The sequence below is a fragment of the Vibrio sp. MACH09 genome, from assembly GCF_033238805.1.
GTDB lineage: Bacteria > Pseudomonadota > Gammaproteobacteria > Enterobacterales > Vibrionaceae > Vibrio.
The window spans coordinates 371,350-386,177 of record NZ_BSFZ01000001.1 but is presented as its reverse complement, the minus strand read 5'-3'; the positions used below and the strand labels follow the sequence as shown (position 1 = coordinate 386,177).

The 14,828-nt window shown below is 42.0% G+C and carries 11 protein-coding genes; 6 read left to right on the top strand and 5 right to left on the bottom strand.

The genetic code is table 11. The features are described 5' to 3' along the window. Positions 1 to 158 precede the first annotated feature (158 nt). Both lptG and lptF read right to left on the bottom strand, forming a co-directional pair. The gene (gene lptG / locus CHJ_RS01730) at positions 159 to 1,229 is read right to left on the bottom strand and encodes an LPS export ABC transporter permease LptG (RefSeq protein ID WP_171752378.1); all 1,071 of its coding nucleotides are present in this window, start codon (positions 1,227 to 1,229) and stop codon (positions 159 to 161) included. Further along, positions 1,222 to 2,331: an LPS export ABC transporter permease LptF gene (lptF, locus tag CHJ_RS01725; RefSeq protein ID WP_317916708.1), complete on the bottom strand. Its 1,110-nt coding sequence runs from the start codon at positions 2,329 to 2,331 to the stop codon at positions 1,222 to 1,224. The genes lptG and lptF overlap by 8 nt, the downstream gene beginning before the upstream one ends. 178 nt (positions 2,332 to 2,509) lie before the next feature. On the opposite strand from lptF, the gene pepA reads away from it, so the two are divergent. The 4 genes from pepA to CHJ_RS01705 all read left to right on the top strand — a co-directional run bounded on the left by pepA (position 2,510) and on the right by CHJ_RS01705 (position 8,202). Beyond that, complete coding sequence (pepA, locus tag CHJ_RS01720) at positions 2,510 to 4,018, top strand: leucyl aminopeptidase (RefSeq protein ID WP_171752380.1); 1,509 nt, start codon at positions 2,510 to 2,512, stop codon at positions 4,016 to 4,018. A gap of 49 nt (positions 4,019 to 4,067) precedes the next feature. After that, positions 4,068 to 4,520 (top strand): DNA polymerase III subunit chi, encoded by a 453-nt coding sequence (locus tag CHJ_RS01715; protein ID WP_317916707.1) that lies wholly within the window; start codon positions 4,068 to 4,070, stop codon positions 4,518 to 4,520. A gap of 190 nt (positions 4,521 to 4,710) precedes the next feature. Further along, positions 4,711 to 7,572, top strand: coding sequence for a valine--tRNA ligase (locus tag CHJ_RS01710; protein WP_317916706.1), 2,862 nt, complete (start codon positions 4,711 to 4,713; stop codon positions 7,570 to 7,572). 144 nt (positions 7,573 to 7,716) lie between these two features. Beyond that, complete coding sequence (locus CHJ_RS01705) at positions 7,717 to 8,202, top strand: GNAT family N-acetyltransferase (RefSeq protein WP_171752383.1); 486 nt, start codon at positions 7,717 to 7,719, stop codon at positions 8,200 to 8,202. Here CHJ_RS01705 and CHJ_RS01700 read toward each other — a convergent pair. From CHJ_RS01700 to rraB, 3 genes are all read right to left on the bottom strand, one after another. After that, positions 8,199 to 8,984, bottom strand: a complete 786-nt coding sequence (locus CHJ_RS01700; RefSeq protein WP_317916705.1) for a glycosyl hydrolase 2 galactose-binding domain-containing protein — start codon at positions 8,982 to 8,984, stop codon at positions 8,199 to 8,201. The genes CHJ_RS01705 and CHJ_RS01700 overlap by 4 nt on opposite strands. Positions 8,985 to 9,182: 198 nt before the next feature. After that, positions 9,183 to 11,189 carry a methyl-accepting chemotaxis protein gene (locus CHJ_RS01695; RefSeq protein WP_317916704.1) on the bottom strand — a complete coding sequence of 669 codons (2,007 nt, stop codon included), beginning with the start codon at positions 11,187 to 11,189 and terminating at the stop codon, positions 9,183 to 9,185. 215 nt (positions 11,190 to 11,404) lie between these two features. Beyond that, on the bottom strand, positions 11,405 to 11,818 hold the full coding sequence (rraB, locus tag CHJ_RS01690; protein ID WP_171752386.1) for a ribonuclease E inhibitor RraB: 414 nt from the start codon (positions 11,816 to 11,818) through the stop codon (positions 11,405 to 11,407). A gap of 611 nt (positions 11,819 to 12,429) precedes the next feature. Between rraB and arcA the strand changes: the two genes are divergently transcribed. Together arcA and CHJ_RS01680 are read left to right on the top strand one after the other, a co-directional pair. After that, positions 12,430 to 13,650 (top strand): arginine deiminase, encoded by a 1,221-nt coding sequence (arcA, locus tag CHJ_RS01685; protein WP_317916703.1) that lies wholly within the window; start codon positions 12,430 to 12,432, stop codon positions 13,648 to 13,650. A gap of 119 nt (positions 13,651 to 13,769) precedes the next feature. Continuing rightward, positions 13,770 to 14,714 (top strand): LysR family transcriptional regulator, encoded by a 945-nt coding sequence (locus CHJ_RS01680; protein WP_317918061.1) that lies wholly within the window; start codon positions 13,770 to 13,772, stop codon positions 14,712 to 14,714. Positions 14,715 to 14,828 lie beyond the last annotated feature (114 nt).

Here is a 14,828-nt window from a genome sequence, read left to right as displayed (position 1 = left end):
AGGTTAAGTTAAAAGAGAAATGTATTTGCAAAGTTATTCGCCAATGAATAACACGCTTAAACGCAATTTGACGACCTAATTACTGCGATTAGAATAGGTCGTATAAAATAGAAAAGGAGGCATTTGGCCTCCTTTTTCAGTCAAACAGTGAATCTTTATTATACGTTTCGCCGCAGCAGTAAAATTGCCACCCCTAAAAAGAGAATACTCGGCGCCACAGCCCCGACAATGGCCGGGATCTCGTACACTAAACTAAGAGGTCCAAAAAACTCACTGGAAATATAGAAAGAAAACCCAACCACGATACCCGATATTATCCTTGCGCCCATCGTCACACTTCGCAGAGGACCAAAAACAAACGACAACGACAATAGCATCATCACCGCAATCGCCAATGGCTGCGTCAACTTGCGCCAAAATGCTAATTCATAGCGAGAAGCATCTTGCTCCGACGCCTTCAGATAATTCACGTAATCGTAAATACCGGTAAGTGTCAATTCCTCAGGTTTCACCGTCACAATTGACAACTTGTCTGGCTCTAAGTTGGTCTTCCACTGATAGTTAGGTGAGACTTCTTTATATAGCTGAATAGAACCATCCATGTAAGTCTTTTGCACATCTTGTAAGTTCCATACCTGATCACCCATATATTGCGCTGATGCTGCATAAATGATGGTATTAAGCGTGTTACTTCTGTCAAAGCTCCAAATATTAATGCCATTTAATTCTTCATCGTCAACTCTGGCAATAAATACGTAATCATTAGCATCACGAGCCCATACCCCACTTCTCACCGAGACAATATTGCCACCAGACAGAGCAAAAGCACGAACTTCCCTTGCCAATTTAGCAGACTGAGGAGCGCCCCACTCGCCAATGGCGATAATTATAAGCATAAGGGGAAGCGCTGTTTTTAAGACAGAAACACCAATATCCAGTTTAGAAAAACCGGCCGCCTGCATAACTGTCAATTCAGAGCTAGAAGCTAACATGCCAAGAGCGATAAGAGAGCCTAGTAGTGTTGCCATTGGGAAGAACATACTGATGTCCCACGGCACCTCCAGCAGAACATAATACAATGCATGCATCATGTCATAGGTACCTTTGCCTACTTTTCTTAACTGCTCTACATATTTAATGATGCCAGACAAACCAACCAAAGTAGCCAATGTGAGCGATGTCGTCGCAATAATGGTTTTACCAATATAAAGATCGAATATCTTAAACACGTTTAACTAACCTTTTTTGTCTAAATTTATCTCTAATTCGTCTCACCGCAACACTGTCCATATAGTTCAGAGTTAGCCCAGCGATAAATAAGGCGATATTGACCGGCCACATACCAATAACCACGGGGATATTTCCCTCTTCAATAGCAGACTTACAAGCACTGAGCGCCAAGAAATAGGTCATATAAATCAAAAGAGCAGGCCCCATTTTGGCGAATCGACCCTGTCTTGGGTTTACTGACGACAAGGGCACAACGATTAATGTTAGTAGTGGAATACATACAATTAATGAAATCCGCCATTGAAGTTCTGCGTGTGCTTGCCTTTCAGAAGAAGCCAATAGTTCAATGGTTGGCATATCTTCCCAGTCTCGCCCACCTTTTTTTACTTCTCGCTGACCAATCAAAGCATCGTATTGATCATATTTTGTCACCATATAATCGAGGCGAGTTGGAACCCCTTCGTAACGGGTACCTTCAATAAGAGATAGGATCTGTCGACCATCGGCCAACTCTTTTACCACACCAGACTTTGCCATCATCACACTAGGTAAAATGGAGTCTCTAGGTAATATTTGTGCAACGAAAACATCGGTTAACTGTTTATTTTTCACATCATCAATAAACACAACTGCCGATCCATCCGGTGTTCGCTGAAATTGCCCCTTCTGTAACAGCTCAACACTGGTATCCGCTTGCAGCTGTTCCATGGTTTCAGCCCGCTTATCTAGAGCCCAAGGTGTTAACCATAAAGAGTTAAAAGCGGACGCACCTGCGGTAATCAAAGCAAGATAAAATGCAGCTTGTATCAAGAACTTATTCCCGATTCCTGTGGCATTCATTACAGTTATCTCGCTTTCAGCGTAAAGACGCCCAAAAGTGATTAATATTCCCACATATATACTTAAGGGCAGCATCATAGCTCCCATGGCGGGCATATTTAAACCAACAAACGTCAGTATCAAATTGGCGGGAATATCACCGTCTGACGCCTGTGCCAAAATACTGATGAATTTTTGACTTAAAAAAATCAGAAACAGTATAAAAAAGATGGCCAATTGGCTTTTGATTGTCTCGCGGATCAAATATCTAACAATAATCACGCTAAAAGTACCTATACAAAACTTGTTTTTTTGCTCTAATCACTATAATTTCTCGTTAAACCTTTTATTTTATAAATTTTTAACTGATTGTTGATGTCTAACTTGGATCGATTTTAAAAGGCTAAGTTCCGATTATCCAACATTTAGTTTGATTTGTCTTTAACATGTAGGAGTTTGCATGGAGTTCAGTGTAAAAAGTGGCAGCCCAGAGAAACAACGCAGCGCTTGTATCGTCGTAGGCGTATTCGAACCTCGTCGACTTTCTCCAGTGGCTGAACAACTAGATAAGATCAGTGACGGCTATATTAGTTCACTATTGCGTCGTGGTGATCTAGAAGGTAAACCGGGTCAAATGTTGCTATTGCATCAAGTTCCAGGGGTACTTTCAGAAAGAGTTCTTCTTGTCGGTTGTGGTAAAGAACGTGAACTCGGTGAACGTCAATACAAAGAGATTATCCAAAAAACCATCAGCACCCTTAACGAAACAGGCTCGATGGAGGCAGTATGCTTCTTGACAGAATTGCACGTTAAAGGACGCGATACCTATTGGAAAGTACGTCAAGCCGTTGAGTCAACCAACGATGGTCTCTACACTTTTGATCAATTTAAGAGTAATAAGCCAGAAACTCGCCGCCCTCTGCGTAAGTTGGTATTCAATGTCCCTACACGCCGCGAGCTAAATTTAGGTGAAAAGGCCATTGCTCACGGGCTAGCGGTTTCATCCGGTGTTAAAGCATCTAAAGATTTAGGCAACATGCCACCAAACGTTGCCAACCCTGCCTACTTAGCCTCTCAGGCCCGTCGTCTTGCTGATGACTATGAGTCCATCACCAGTAAAATTATCGGTGAAGAAGAGATGGAAAAGCTAGGAATGACCTCTTACCTTGCCGTTGGGCGTGGTTCTCACAATGAGTCCATGATGTCGGTAATGGAGTACAAAGGGAGCCCTGACCCAGAAGCCAAACCGATCGTCATCATTGGTAAAGGCCTCACATTTGACTCCGGCGGTATCTCATTAAAACCAGGCGAAGCCATGGATGAGATGAAATACGACATGTGCGGAGCAGCATCTGTTTTTGGTGCGATGAAAGCGTTAGCCAAATTGGACCTGCCGATTAATGTCATCATGATCTTAGCGGGTTGTGAAAACATGCCGGGCAGCAATGCATACCGTCCGGGAGACATTCTCACTACTATGTCAGGTCAAACGGTAGAGGTTCTTAATACCGATGCTGAAGGTCGCTTAGTTCTGTGTGATGCCCTCACCTATGCAGAGCGTTTTGAGCCTGAATGTGTGATTGATGTGGCAACCCTAACAGGCGCTTGTGTTATAGCACTAGGTCACCATATCAGTGGATTAGTATCGAACCACAACCCACTCGCGCATGAACTGGTTAATGCTTCTGAGCAAGCGGGTGATCGAGCATGGCGCATGCCTATGGCAGATGAGTACCAAGAGCAGTTAGCCAGTCCATTTGCGGATATGGCAAATATTGGTGGACGCCCGGGAGGCACCATTACTGCTGGTTGCTTCCTGTCTAAGTTTGCTAAAAAATACAATTGGGCACATATTGATATTGCTGGAACGGCATGGAAATCAGGCAAAGCGAAAGGTTCTACCGGACGTCCCGTCTCAATGCTTGTCCAGTTCCTGCTAAATCGCAGTGGCCAAGAAATTGAAGAGTAAACATTCAATTTAGAAAAGGGCCACAAGGCCCTTTTCTTTTATCTAAATTATGAATACTGCAACTTTCTACATCATTCAAGCTGACTCTGTTCAATGCACCAAGGCGGGCTTTGAACAGTATGTTCTGTTTCTCATTGAGCATTTCTCTTTGCAAGGTGCCAAGTTGTACCTCAATACCGAAGATAAACAGCAAGCAGAACATTGGGATAACTTGATTTGGCAACGGCCAACAGAGCGTTTTTTACCGCATCATTTAATTGGTGAAGGACCCAAAAACGGCACAGGAATAGAAATTGGCTACAGCAAATTGAAGCCTAGCTGGAATAGGCAACTAGTAATAAATGTGGCGAATGATAAGACAAACTTTGCGGGATCCTTTAATCAAGTGGTAGACTTCGTTCCTTGTGATGAAAATGCAAAGCAACTTGCTCGAGAAAGATATAAAATCTACCGTCAAGCTGGCTATCAATTGCAGACGATCGACATAAACCATCAAAAGTAGTCAATCCTTATAGTTAAGCTCTCCCTATAGAGAGTTCACTTATAACGATTGACATAAATTAACTACATTCAGAACCCATCCTTAAACCGTTGGGCTTAGAGTAAGACGACAGGTAACGCTATATAAATATATAGGTTTATCAATCGGCTAAGCGATAAGTTCAATAGAAAAAAAAGGATAGAAGAGCGCTATGGAAAAGACATATAACCCAACATCGATTGAACAGTCTCTATACCAAACTTGGGAAGAGAAAGGCTATTTCAAACCACACGGTGATACATCAAAAGACGCATATAGCATCATGATCCCACCGCCAAATGTCACTGGCAGCCTGCATATGGGCCATGCGTTCCAAGACACCATCATGGATACGCTAATTCGTGCAGAGCGCATGAAAGGCAAAAACACTCTTTGGCAAGTAGGTACAGACCACGCAGGTATCGCAACACAAATGGTTGTTGAGCGTAAGATTGCGGCTGAAGAAGGCAAAACCAAGCACGATTATGGTCGTGATGCTTTTATTGACAAGATTTGGGAATGGAAAGGCGAATCGGGCGGCACCATCACAAAACAGCTTCGTCGTCTTGGCGCATCTGTCGATTGGGATCGTGAACGTTTTACCATGGATGATGGTTTATCAAATGCGGTTCAAGAAGTGTTTGTTCGTCTGTATGAAGATGACTTGATTTATCGCGGTAAGCGTCTCGTTAACTGGGATCCTAAATTACATACTGCTATTTCTGATCTAGAAGTTGAAAATAAAGACAAGAAAGGCCATATGTGGCACTTCCGCTATCCATTAGCAGATGGTATAAAAACAGCAGAAGGCAAAGACTACATTGTCGTCGCAACTACTCGTCCAGAAACCATGTTGGGTGACACTGGTGTTGCGGTTAACCCAGAAGATCCTCGCTATAAAGACCTTATTGGTAAAGAGATTCTGCTTCCTGTGGTTAATCGTCGTATTCCAATTGTTGGCGACGAACACGCAGACATGGAAAAAGGCACCGGTTGTGTAAAAATCACTCCTGCCCACGATTTCAATGACTACGAAGTAGGTAAGCGTCATCAACTGCCTATGATCAATATCTTAACTTTCAATGCAGATATTCGTCATAGCGCGGAAGTATTCACTACCAACGGTGAAGCAAGTGAAGCTTACTCAGCAGAACTTCCAGAAAAATACCAAGGTCTGGAGCGCTTTGCCGCTCGTAAAACCATTGTGACTGAGTTTGATGAACTGGGTTTATTAGAAGAAATTAAAGATCACGATCTTACGGTACCTTATGGTGACCGTGGTGGTGTCGTCATTGAACCAATGCTAACGGATCAATGGTACGTTCGTGCTGCTCCTCTTGCTGAGACTGCAACCAAAGCAGTTGAAGATGGTGAGATTCAGTTCGTTCCTAAACAGTACGAGAACATGTATTTCTCTTGGATGCGTGATATTCAAGATTGGTGTATCTCTCGTCAACTTTGGTGGGGTCACCGTATCCCAGCATGGTACGACAATGATGGCAATGTATACGTAGGCAGAACAGAAGAAGAAGTTCGTGAGAAGCATGGTCTTGCACCTGTCGTGGTACTAAATCAAGACGATGATGTTCTTGATACTTGGTTCTCATCGGCTCTTTGGACATTCGGTACACAAGGCTGGCCAGAAAACACCGACGATTTAAAAACATTCCACCCATCTGATGTTTTGGTTACAGGCTTTGACATCATCTTCTTCTGGGTTGCTCGTATGATCATGATGACGATGCACTTCTGTAAAGATGAGAATGGCAAACCACAAGTACCATTTAAAACCGTTTACGTTACTGGCCTTATCCGTGACGAAAATGGCGACAAGATGTCTAAATCCAAAGGAAACGTTCTGGACCCAATCGATATGATTGATGGTATCGATCTTGAATCTTTGGTAGAAAAACGCTGTGGCAATATGATGCAACCAAAACTGGCTGCAAAAATTGAGAAAAACACTCGTAAAACATTTGAAAACGGTATCGAACCTTACGGAACCGATGCGCTGCGATTTACCCTTGCGGCAATGGCTTCAACAGGCCGTGACATCAACTGGGATATGAAACGCCTTGAAGGTTATCGTAACTTCTGTAACAAGCTATGGAATGCTAGCCGATATGTTCTAATGAACACTGAAGAGCATGACTGTGGCATGACCAAGGGTGCAGAGTTAGAGTTTTCTCTTGCGGATAAATGGATCGAGTCTCAGTTTGAGCTGGCCGCTAAAGAGTTTAACGCTCATATCGACAACTACCGTTTAGATATGGCGGCGAATACCATTTATGAATTTATCTGGAACCAATTCTGTGACTGGTATTTAGAGTTAACAAAACCTGTACTATGGAAAGGCAGCGAAGCACAACAACGCGCCACACGCCACACGCTAATTACTGTACTTGAGAAGACTTTGCGTCTTGCTCACCCAATCCTTCCATACATCACTGAGTCCATCTGGCAAAGTGTTAAGCCGTTGGTTGATGGCGTTGAAGGTGACACCATCATGAATCAAGCTCTTCCTCAGTTTGAAGAAGCCAAATTTGATGAAAGTACTATTGCTGATATCGAGTGGGTAAAAGCCTTTATCTCAAGTATCCGTAACCTTCGTGCAGAATACGACATCGCGCCAAGCAAACCGCTCGATGTTATGCTTAAAGCCGCTGACTCTACTGATAATGCACGCCTGCAAGCGAACCTTACCGTAATTCAGTCTCTGGCGAAGCTTGAAACAATAAAAGTATTAGCACAAGGTGAAGAGACACCAGCCTGCGCAACAGCATTAGTTGGCAAGTCTGAACTATTGATTCCAATGGCAGGCTTGATAGACAAAGATGCTGAACTCGCTCGTTTAACCGGCGAAGTGAAGAAGATCGAAGGTGAAATCAAGCGCATTGAAGGCAAACTTTCAAACCAAGGGTTTGTAGCAAAAGCGCCTGAAGCCGTGGTTGCTAAAGAACGTGAAAAACTGGATGGCTACAAAGAAACACTGGTTAAACTGGCTGAGCAGCAAGGAACCATCGCCGCGCTGTAAAACCATAATCATCTAGTTCAATAGTATTGAGCCGATCCTAGCGAATAGGGTCGGCTTTTTTATTTTTTGTCTTCTCACTACTTGACCAAAGCGGTGTAGTTTCATAGTTTACTTATTACTATTTGTAATCTTTGAGCGGCTTGAATGGCATTTTTTAAGATAAGATCAATTACCCCTTCTGATAACCCAGACATTGCTCAGGTAATCAGACAAGTCTCTTATGAGTATGGACTAACAGAAGACAAAGGCTTTAGCGTTGGCGACCCCACTCTTGATAACCTTTATCAAGTTTATCAAACAGCAAAGGCTCACTATTGGGTCATAGAGCAAAATGGCAAGGTGCTTGGTGGCGCAGGTATTGCCCCTCTACAAGGTGAAGAGGCAACTTGTGAACTACAAAAAATGTACCTTTTGCCAGTACTACGAGGAAAAGGGCTGGCAAAAAAATTGGCTCAAATGTGTTTTCAATATGCGAAGCAACAGGGATATAAACACTGTTATTTAGAGACGACCGCCGACCTAAAAGAAGCAATTTCTCTCTACAAGGCTCTGGGCTTTCAACAAATAGAACATGCAATGGGCAGCACAGGTCATTGCGACTGTGAAATCCGAATGTTAAAACCTCTTTAAACGGGGAAGTGCTGGGCAGATTTGTCTGGCATTAAGCTCACCTGATGCATCTGCTTTTGCTCTCCCAGTTCCACCTCTAATAGATAAAAATATTGTCGCTCTTGATTGTCGGTAAAACGCGGAGCATCCACTTGGAAAAGTGCACTCGCCGTATTGGTACGGGTATCTAATGGTATCTGATAACTCATCCCGTTAAACTTAATGGTAGCTGAAACCAATCCGGGAGAAAAAACCTGATAAAAGAGATCCACTTTAAACTCACATCCCCCACCGTGATGCCAAATCTGTTCGGTGGAAATATAATCTAGGCTAACGTTACGCACAAAATGCAGCCATGGTGCTTGCCAAACCCCTAACCTTTTATCTCTTTGCTTAGGTAAACTGTCCCCTAACATACAGATATCATCGTCTAATAACCAATCCTCCTCTTGTTCCAAAAACAAGATTTCAAAGCGGTTTCGACCCAATTGAAGGTACTGCTTTACATCTTTCTTGTAACTGACTTCGCTGCCATCACAGTCGAATATCGCTTCGCCATTTAACCTTACCTCAGCAAAGTAGTCGATCCCTCCCACCATAAGGTTCACAACAGGGTAAGCAAGCATCGCTTCATCGACTTCGATGTCGTGCATCAAATGCCATTCTTGATCAACAATTTGTTGCTCTGAAAGCTGTGAAGGTAAAACATCACTTAAGGGGGCTGGAAAATAGATGTCATCTTGAGGAATAGATAAATCAGTAAGAGGTGATAATTGCCACTGACCAGCGAGAGATAATTGCATAAATTTATTGAGGTAGATCAATTTTTGCCATTATAGATAACTTTCATAGTAAAACACAACCCGCAAACGAACAGCTAGCCTGACTCAATCAATCAAGCAAAAAAAAACCAGCGGCCTATGACCACTGGTTTTCATCAAACTTGCTATACCGCTGACGATTTCTGACCTTACATCAGATTAACCAGAGGCAGTACAAAACTACTTGTCTGTTTTAAACTGCGAGATAAGCTCCGCTTGCTCTGTGGATAAACGATTGAGTGATTCACTATTGCGTGCCGCATCTTCTGCATCATTAGCAATATTTAATGTCATATCTGAAATACCGACAATATTTTGTGCAACCTCTTTAGCAACGGCACTCTGTTGCTCTGATGCTGTGGCGATAGAGCGGCTCATATCATTAATATGCGCTAAGCTGGCTGACATGGTTTGCAACGACTCATTGGTCTCATTGGTCTGTTTTACAGACTGCTCTGCATGCTCTAAGTTGTTACTTACGATCTCCACCGCTTGCTCTGCTTTATTTTGCAAGCTACCAATCATATCGCCAATCTCATTAGCAGATTGTTGAGTACGGGTTGCCAAAGAACGAACTTCATCGGCCACAACCGCAAAGCCTCGTCCATGCTCACCGGCTCTAGCCGCCTCAATAGCCGCATTCAGTGCTAACAAGTTAGTTTGCTCAGATATAGACTGAATAACCGTCAGGATTTCACCAATTTGGTTCGACTCAGAAGAGAGCTGAGTGATCACTTGCGTCGCTTCATCTAGAGACTCTTGCAATCGTCTTACAAAGCGGAGGTTCTTCTGCATATTTTCCATATTGGAATGTGCGAGACCTGTCACCATATCAACTTCATTACTGGTATCAGAGGCATGAGCCGCCACTTCATTGACCGCATGCTCCATTTCCGTCACTGCCGTTGCGATTGAATCTGTTTGACGACGTTGATGGTTGACCTCTTCACTGGTTTTTTGACTCATATTGAAGCTATCATTGGCAACATTACTGACCGTATCTGAAGATTGGTGAATCTGTTTAATTAGCTCACTCAGTTTTCCGCTAAAGTCATTAATATTATCTGCAATCATTCCTAATTCAGAATGAAAACTCACATTAATTCTATGAGTTAGGTCGCCATTAGCAAGCTTGTCTATTGCCTGCATAATAACGTTTAAAGGCTGTTTAATTGAACGTACAACCGTAATCGTCACGACAATCGCAACAATAATGGAGACAAGTGCAAGGATAAAATTAATAGATAAAGAACGGCTTGATTCTGCTTCTGCGTTCTCTAATGCTTGCTGGGATAAGTTTCGAATATCAGCAATAATACCGTTTGACTCGGCGATAATCGTATCCATATCTCGCGCTATTTCACCAAGCATTCGGGTGCTTTGTTCATTTAAAGCAATAAACTGTAAGTGCTGTTGTAGCAAGCCATTGTCATTGGCAATAGCTTGGGTTAACAAGCCATGATAGAAGCTAATATTCTCTTCACTGTAAGGAACTTCTTTTATTACTCGCTCCGCTTTTTCAGAAAACCGGTCAAGATAAGACGCTAGCTCTTTCTTAAGCGCGGTAACTTCATCCTCTTTAACCACCGCCAAAACTTTTTGCAGATACCCTTCCGCACCTTGACCTTGAGTAAGAATAAACTCTAAATCCCATGCAGCCTGCTGCATCGAGTCACTTTTTGCATCGGCGATAAGATCATTTAAATCTTGCTGGAAAAAAATCCACTCGCCATCAAAAGCGTTGAGTTCTGCTGCAGACAGTGCTCTAGCTGCCACCCTCTTATCGTGCACAGCCAAATGCTCTGTCGCCTTAACCAGCAGGTTACCAGCATCCTCTTCCAGTTTATTCAGTTGATCTAATAGATTTGGATAAGCCGCTAGATCTTTTTGAAAAACAGACACCGTATCCAGATAAGATTGTTTAGCTTGAGTAAATGCCGATCTAAGCTCTGTACGACGAGATTCTTGCTCGCTATTAGCATGTACTAACATTGAACGATTAACGTTTTGCAAATGTTGGCTAAGGGTATTAGAACGGTCGAGAAGACCTGTAAGCGTGGAAGCGGTAAGCTCAAGTTGAGCTGACATTTTAACTTGAGATAAATATGACGATGTACTGATTGCTATCACAAACAAAGTAACGACGGCAAACCCCAGTACAATGCGCTGAATAAGCGATAATTGCATCACAAACCTCTATACATTAAGTAAATTTAACTTTTAGTTACATCTAAAAGACTGTATCGGCCTAGCATACTGATAGTTTAGTTAAAATATTGTAAAAATAACATTTTATTAGAATTATCATACGGTATATGTCATAGCTACCATAACCGAAACTACTGAGTAAGTTTGTTAATCAATTATCACTTTTTCAAGATATTATAGAAGAGGGATACGCTTTACTCTTCTTCTTCACCTTCTTCTTCATAAACGGCATCCTCACCTTCATAGAAAGTGCCCCAACCATCATAAATAATGTCGTATTTTTCAGCTAGATTAACCAGTTTTTCAACTTGCTCATCGATAAGTTTAGCATCTAACGCAGATTCCATAGTGGCATCGCAGCACAACAAACGGTTGCCGTCTTCATCCTCTGTCTCTTCCGCTTCTAAAACTTCAAAACCCAGTTTAAATGCTTCAACCACGGCTTTTTCTAGCTTATCAAAATCCTCAGCAAAAAAATGATGCTCAATATCGTAAAGAGAGTCAGGATCACTTCCATCTTCTAACAGAGCAGCAATAATCGCCCTTGTCTCTTCTTTTTGGATCGCCAATAACTCTTCTACAGATAGATATTCATCTTCATGAGACATGTGTGTACTCCGGATAACAATTGAGGAAAAAAGATCGCCGTGAATATGGCATGCTTTTATTTGAAATGCCACCAGCAATCGCAGATAGCATAGCAAAAAAGCGGCTTTTATTGATCTACTTGTTGAGGATTTTTCAAAATGATCATCATTGATCATCCTTCTATTATAGTACGAGCATGTCTATAAAGAGCAGACGACGGCTCCACGTCAGAACTTCGAAAAATAGCCTTTCATTAAGGCACTCCGCAATTCAGAACAAAATCATGTTGCCTTCGCCGTTTTGTCATTCACTAAAAGTGGATGGTTACCACAATTAACCAATCACACATGACCGAACCACATCAAAGATAGGATTAATTCATTTATAAACAACAGCTTAAAATCTTTTCTAGATCTTCATTGTTGTTATGAATTTGCATAATAACTCAAATCCCACCTTTGTATTTTTCATTATAAAACTCCACTACAATCACTAAAAAAGCACAAAGTTAGAGTAGTAGACTAAAACTTCTTACCTTCTTAGTTATTATCACTATTCCACCAGTTTGCATATTTGCAGCAAGCTTGCCATATATAAAGAGAGGCACATTAAATAGAGGTTAGGATAAATAATGAATCGTTTATATGTTGGGTCGGAAGTCGGTCAGTTAAAACGTGTACTGTTAAATAGGCCAGAAAGAGCATTAACTCACCTTACTCCTTCAAATTGCCAAGAACTTCTGTTTGATGATGTGTTAGCGGTAGAGGCGGCAGGAGAAGAGCACGATATCTTTGCCAAAACATTGGTATCACAAGGTGTCGATGTTCTGCTGCTACATAACCTACTGGTTGAAACGCTTGAAGTTGAACAAGCAAAAGAGTGGCTGCTAACCAATCAAATATCTGATTATCGATTTGGGCCTACTTTTGCCAGCGATTTAAGACATTATCTGGCAGAAATGACCAATGAATCATTGGCCACAATCCTACTCGGAGGTTTAGCCTATTCTGAGCTGCCGATTCAGTCCAACTCTATGCTGCCAAAAATGCACCGTCCTCTCGACTTTGTTATTGAACCACTACCGAATCATCTATTTACTAGAGACACCTCTTGCTGGGTTTATGGTGGCGTATCTCTCAATCCTATGATGAAAGCCGCTCGACAGCGAGAAACAAACCATTTGCGTGCCATCTATCGTTGGCACCCGATTTTCGCAGAGCAACCTTTTATTAACTACTTTGGTAACGACGACCGTCATTATGACAACTCAACAATCGAAGGTGGCGACGTACTGGTGATAGGTAAAGGCGCAGTACTTATCGGTATGTCAGAACGAACCACACCACAAGGGGTAGAAAACTTTGCCGCCTCGCTGTTCAAATCTGGTCAAGCGAAGGAAGTGATTGCACTGAATTTGCCTAAGCACCGTTCTTGTATGCATCTTGATACCGTCATGACCCATATGGACATCGATACTTTCTCTGTATACCCAGAGATCATTAATCAAAACTTAGAAACATGGCGCCTAAGTCCCAAAAATAACCAAGAGATGAAAGTAGAACAGAAGCCAAGCTATATGGCGGCGATTGAAAGTGCTCTCAATATCGACCAATTGAAGTTAATAACCACTGGTGGCAACAGCTATGAAGCGGAACGGGAACAGTGGAATGATGCCAACAATGTGCTAACGGTTAAACCGGGTGTGGTTATTGGCTACGAGCGCAATATTTATACCAATGAGAAGTATGATAAAGCGGGCATTAAAGTACTGACCATTCCAGGTAATGAACTAGGCCGAGGACGAGGTGGCGCAAGATGCATGAGTTGCCCAATTGAACGAGATGGGATTTAGATTGCCCTATCAGGCATTTATTTTTCAGTAATGTATTTCCACTCGAAAAAAAAAGAGAGTATTTCTGTTAGCTTGCACCTTTCTCATACACAGAGGTTATGTAATCTTTGGCAAGCAACATTAAACTCTCTCAATTGAATGCATTCAGAGCAATAGTAGAATGCAAAACCGTTACAGCGGCATCTGATCAACTAAGTATCAGCCAACCCGCAGTCAGCCGACTATTGTCCGGACTGGAAGAACAAATTGGCTTTCAGTTATTTAACCGTACAAGAAACAGTTTAACTCTAAGTGATGAGGGACAAGCTTTTTATTTAGAAGTAGCGAAAGTGTTCGATGTGGTGTCAGGTTTAACATGTTCTGCCAATGCCATAAAACAGGGACACTTTGGATCTCTAAACATTGCCGCAATGCCACTACTATCCAATGCCTTCTTGCCTAGAATTTTAGCAACACTAATACAGCATGCACCACAGCTAAAAGTGAGCTTTAAAACCTATCGCTCAGAAGAGGTTATACGTCAAATACAGAGCCAAACTACCGATATAGGCTTTGCCTTGGTCAATGAACCAATAGCAGGAGTGTTAGCTCAACGTATTGAATGCCAATGCGTCTGTTTAATCCCTGCGTCCTTTGCTCTTTCTCAAAAAAAGATCATTGATGTTGTAGATATAGCGGAACAACGACTGATCAGGCATGAAAAAGACAATAATCAACGACACCTAGATAATTTATTTCGGAGATATAATCTAAATACCGTTGAGCAAGTTGAAGTATCCTTAGCGAATACAGCTGCCGCTTTAGTAAGAGAGGGAGTGGGCTTAACTATTACCGATCCTTTTACCGCGATTATGGCGAGTGAACATAGTAGTGTCGTCATGCGACCATTAGCATTTAATCTCACTTTTCAGTTCGATATTCTCTACCCCGCACTACGTCCCATTCACAGATATTCAGAACAATTTATAGAACAATTTGTATTATTAGCAAATGACTTAGGAATAGAGTTAAAGATATCGGCAATAAGAAATTTATCTGATGATATTGCGCCACCTCACAAGTAACGCGGACTAACAATAATAAAAAACAACAAAAAATAGCAATAATATTCAACAGGTTAAACATAACCTGCATTTCAGTATAACCAAACCACATACTGCTTTGTTGACAGAGCATTG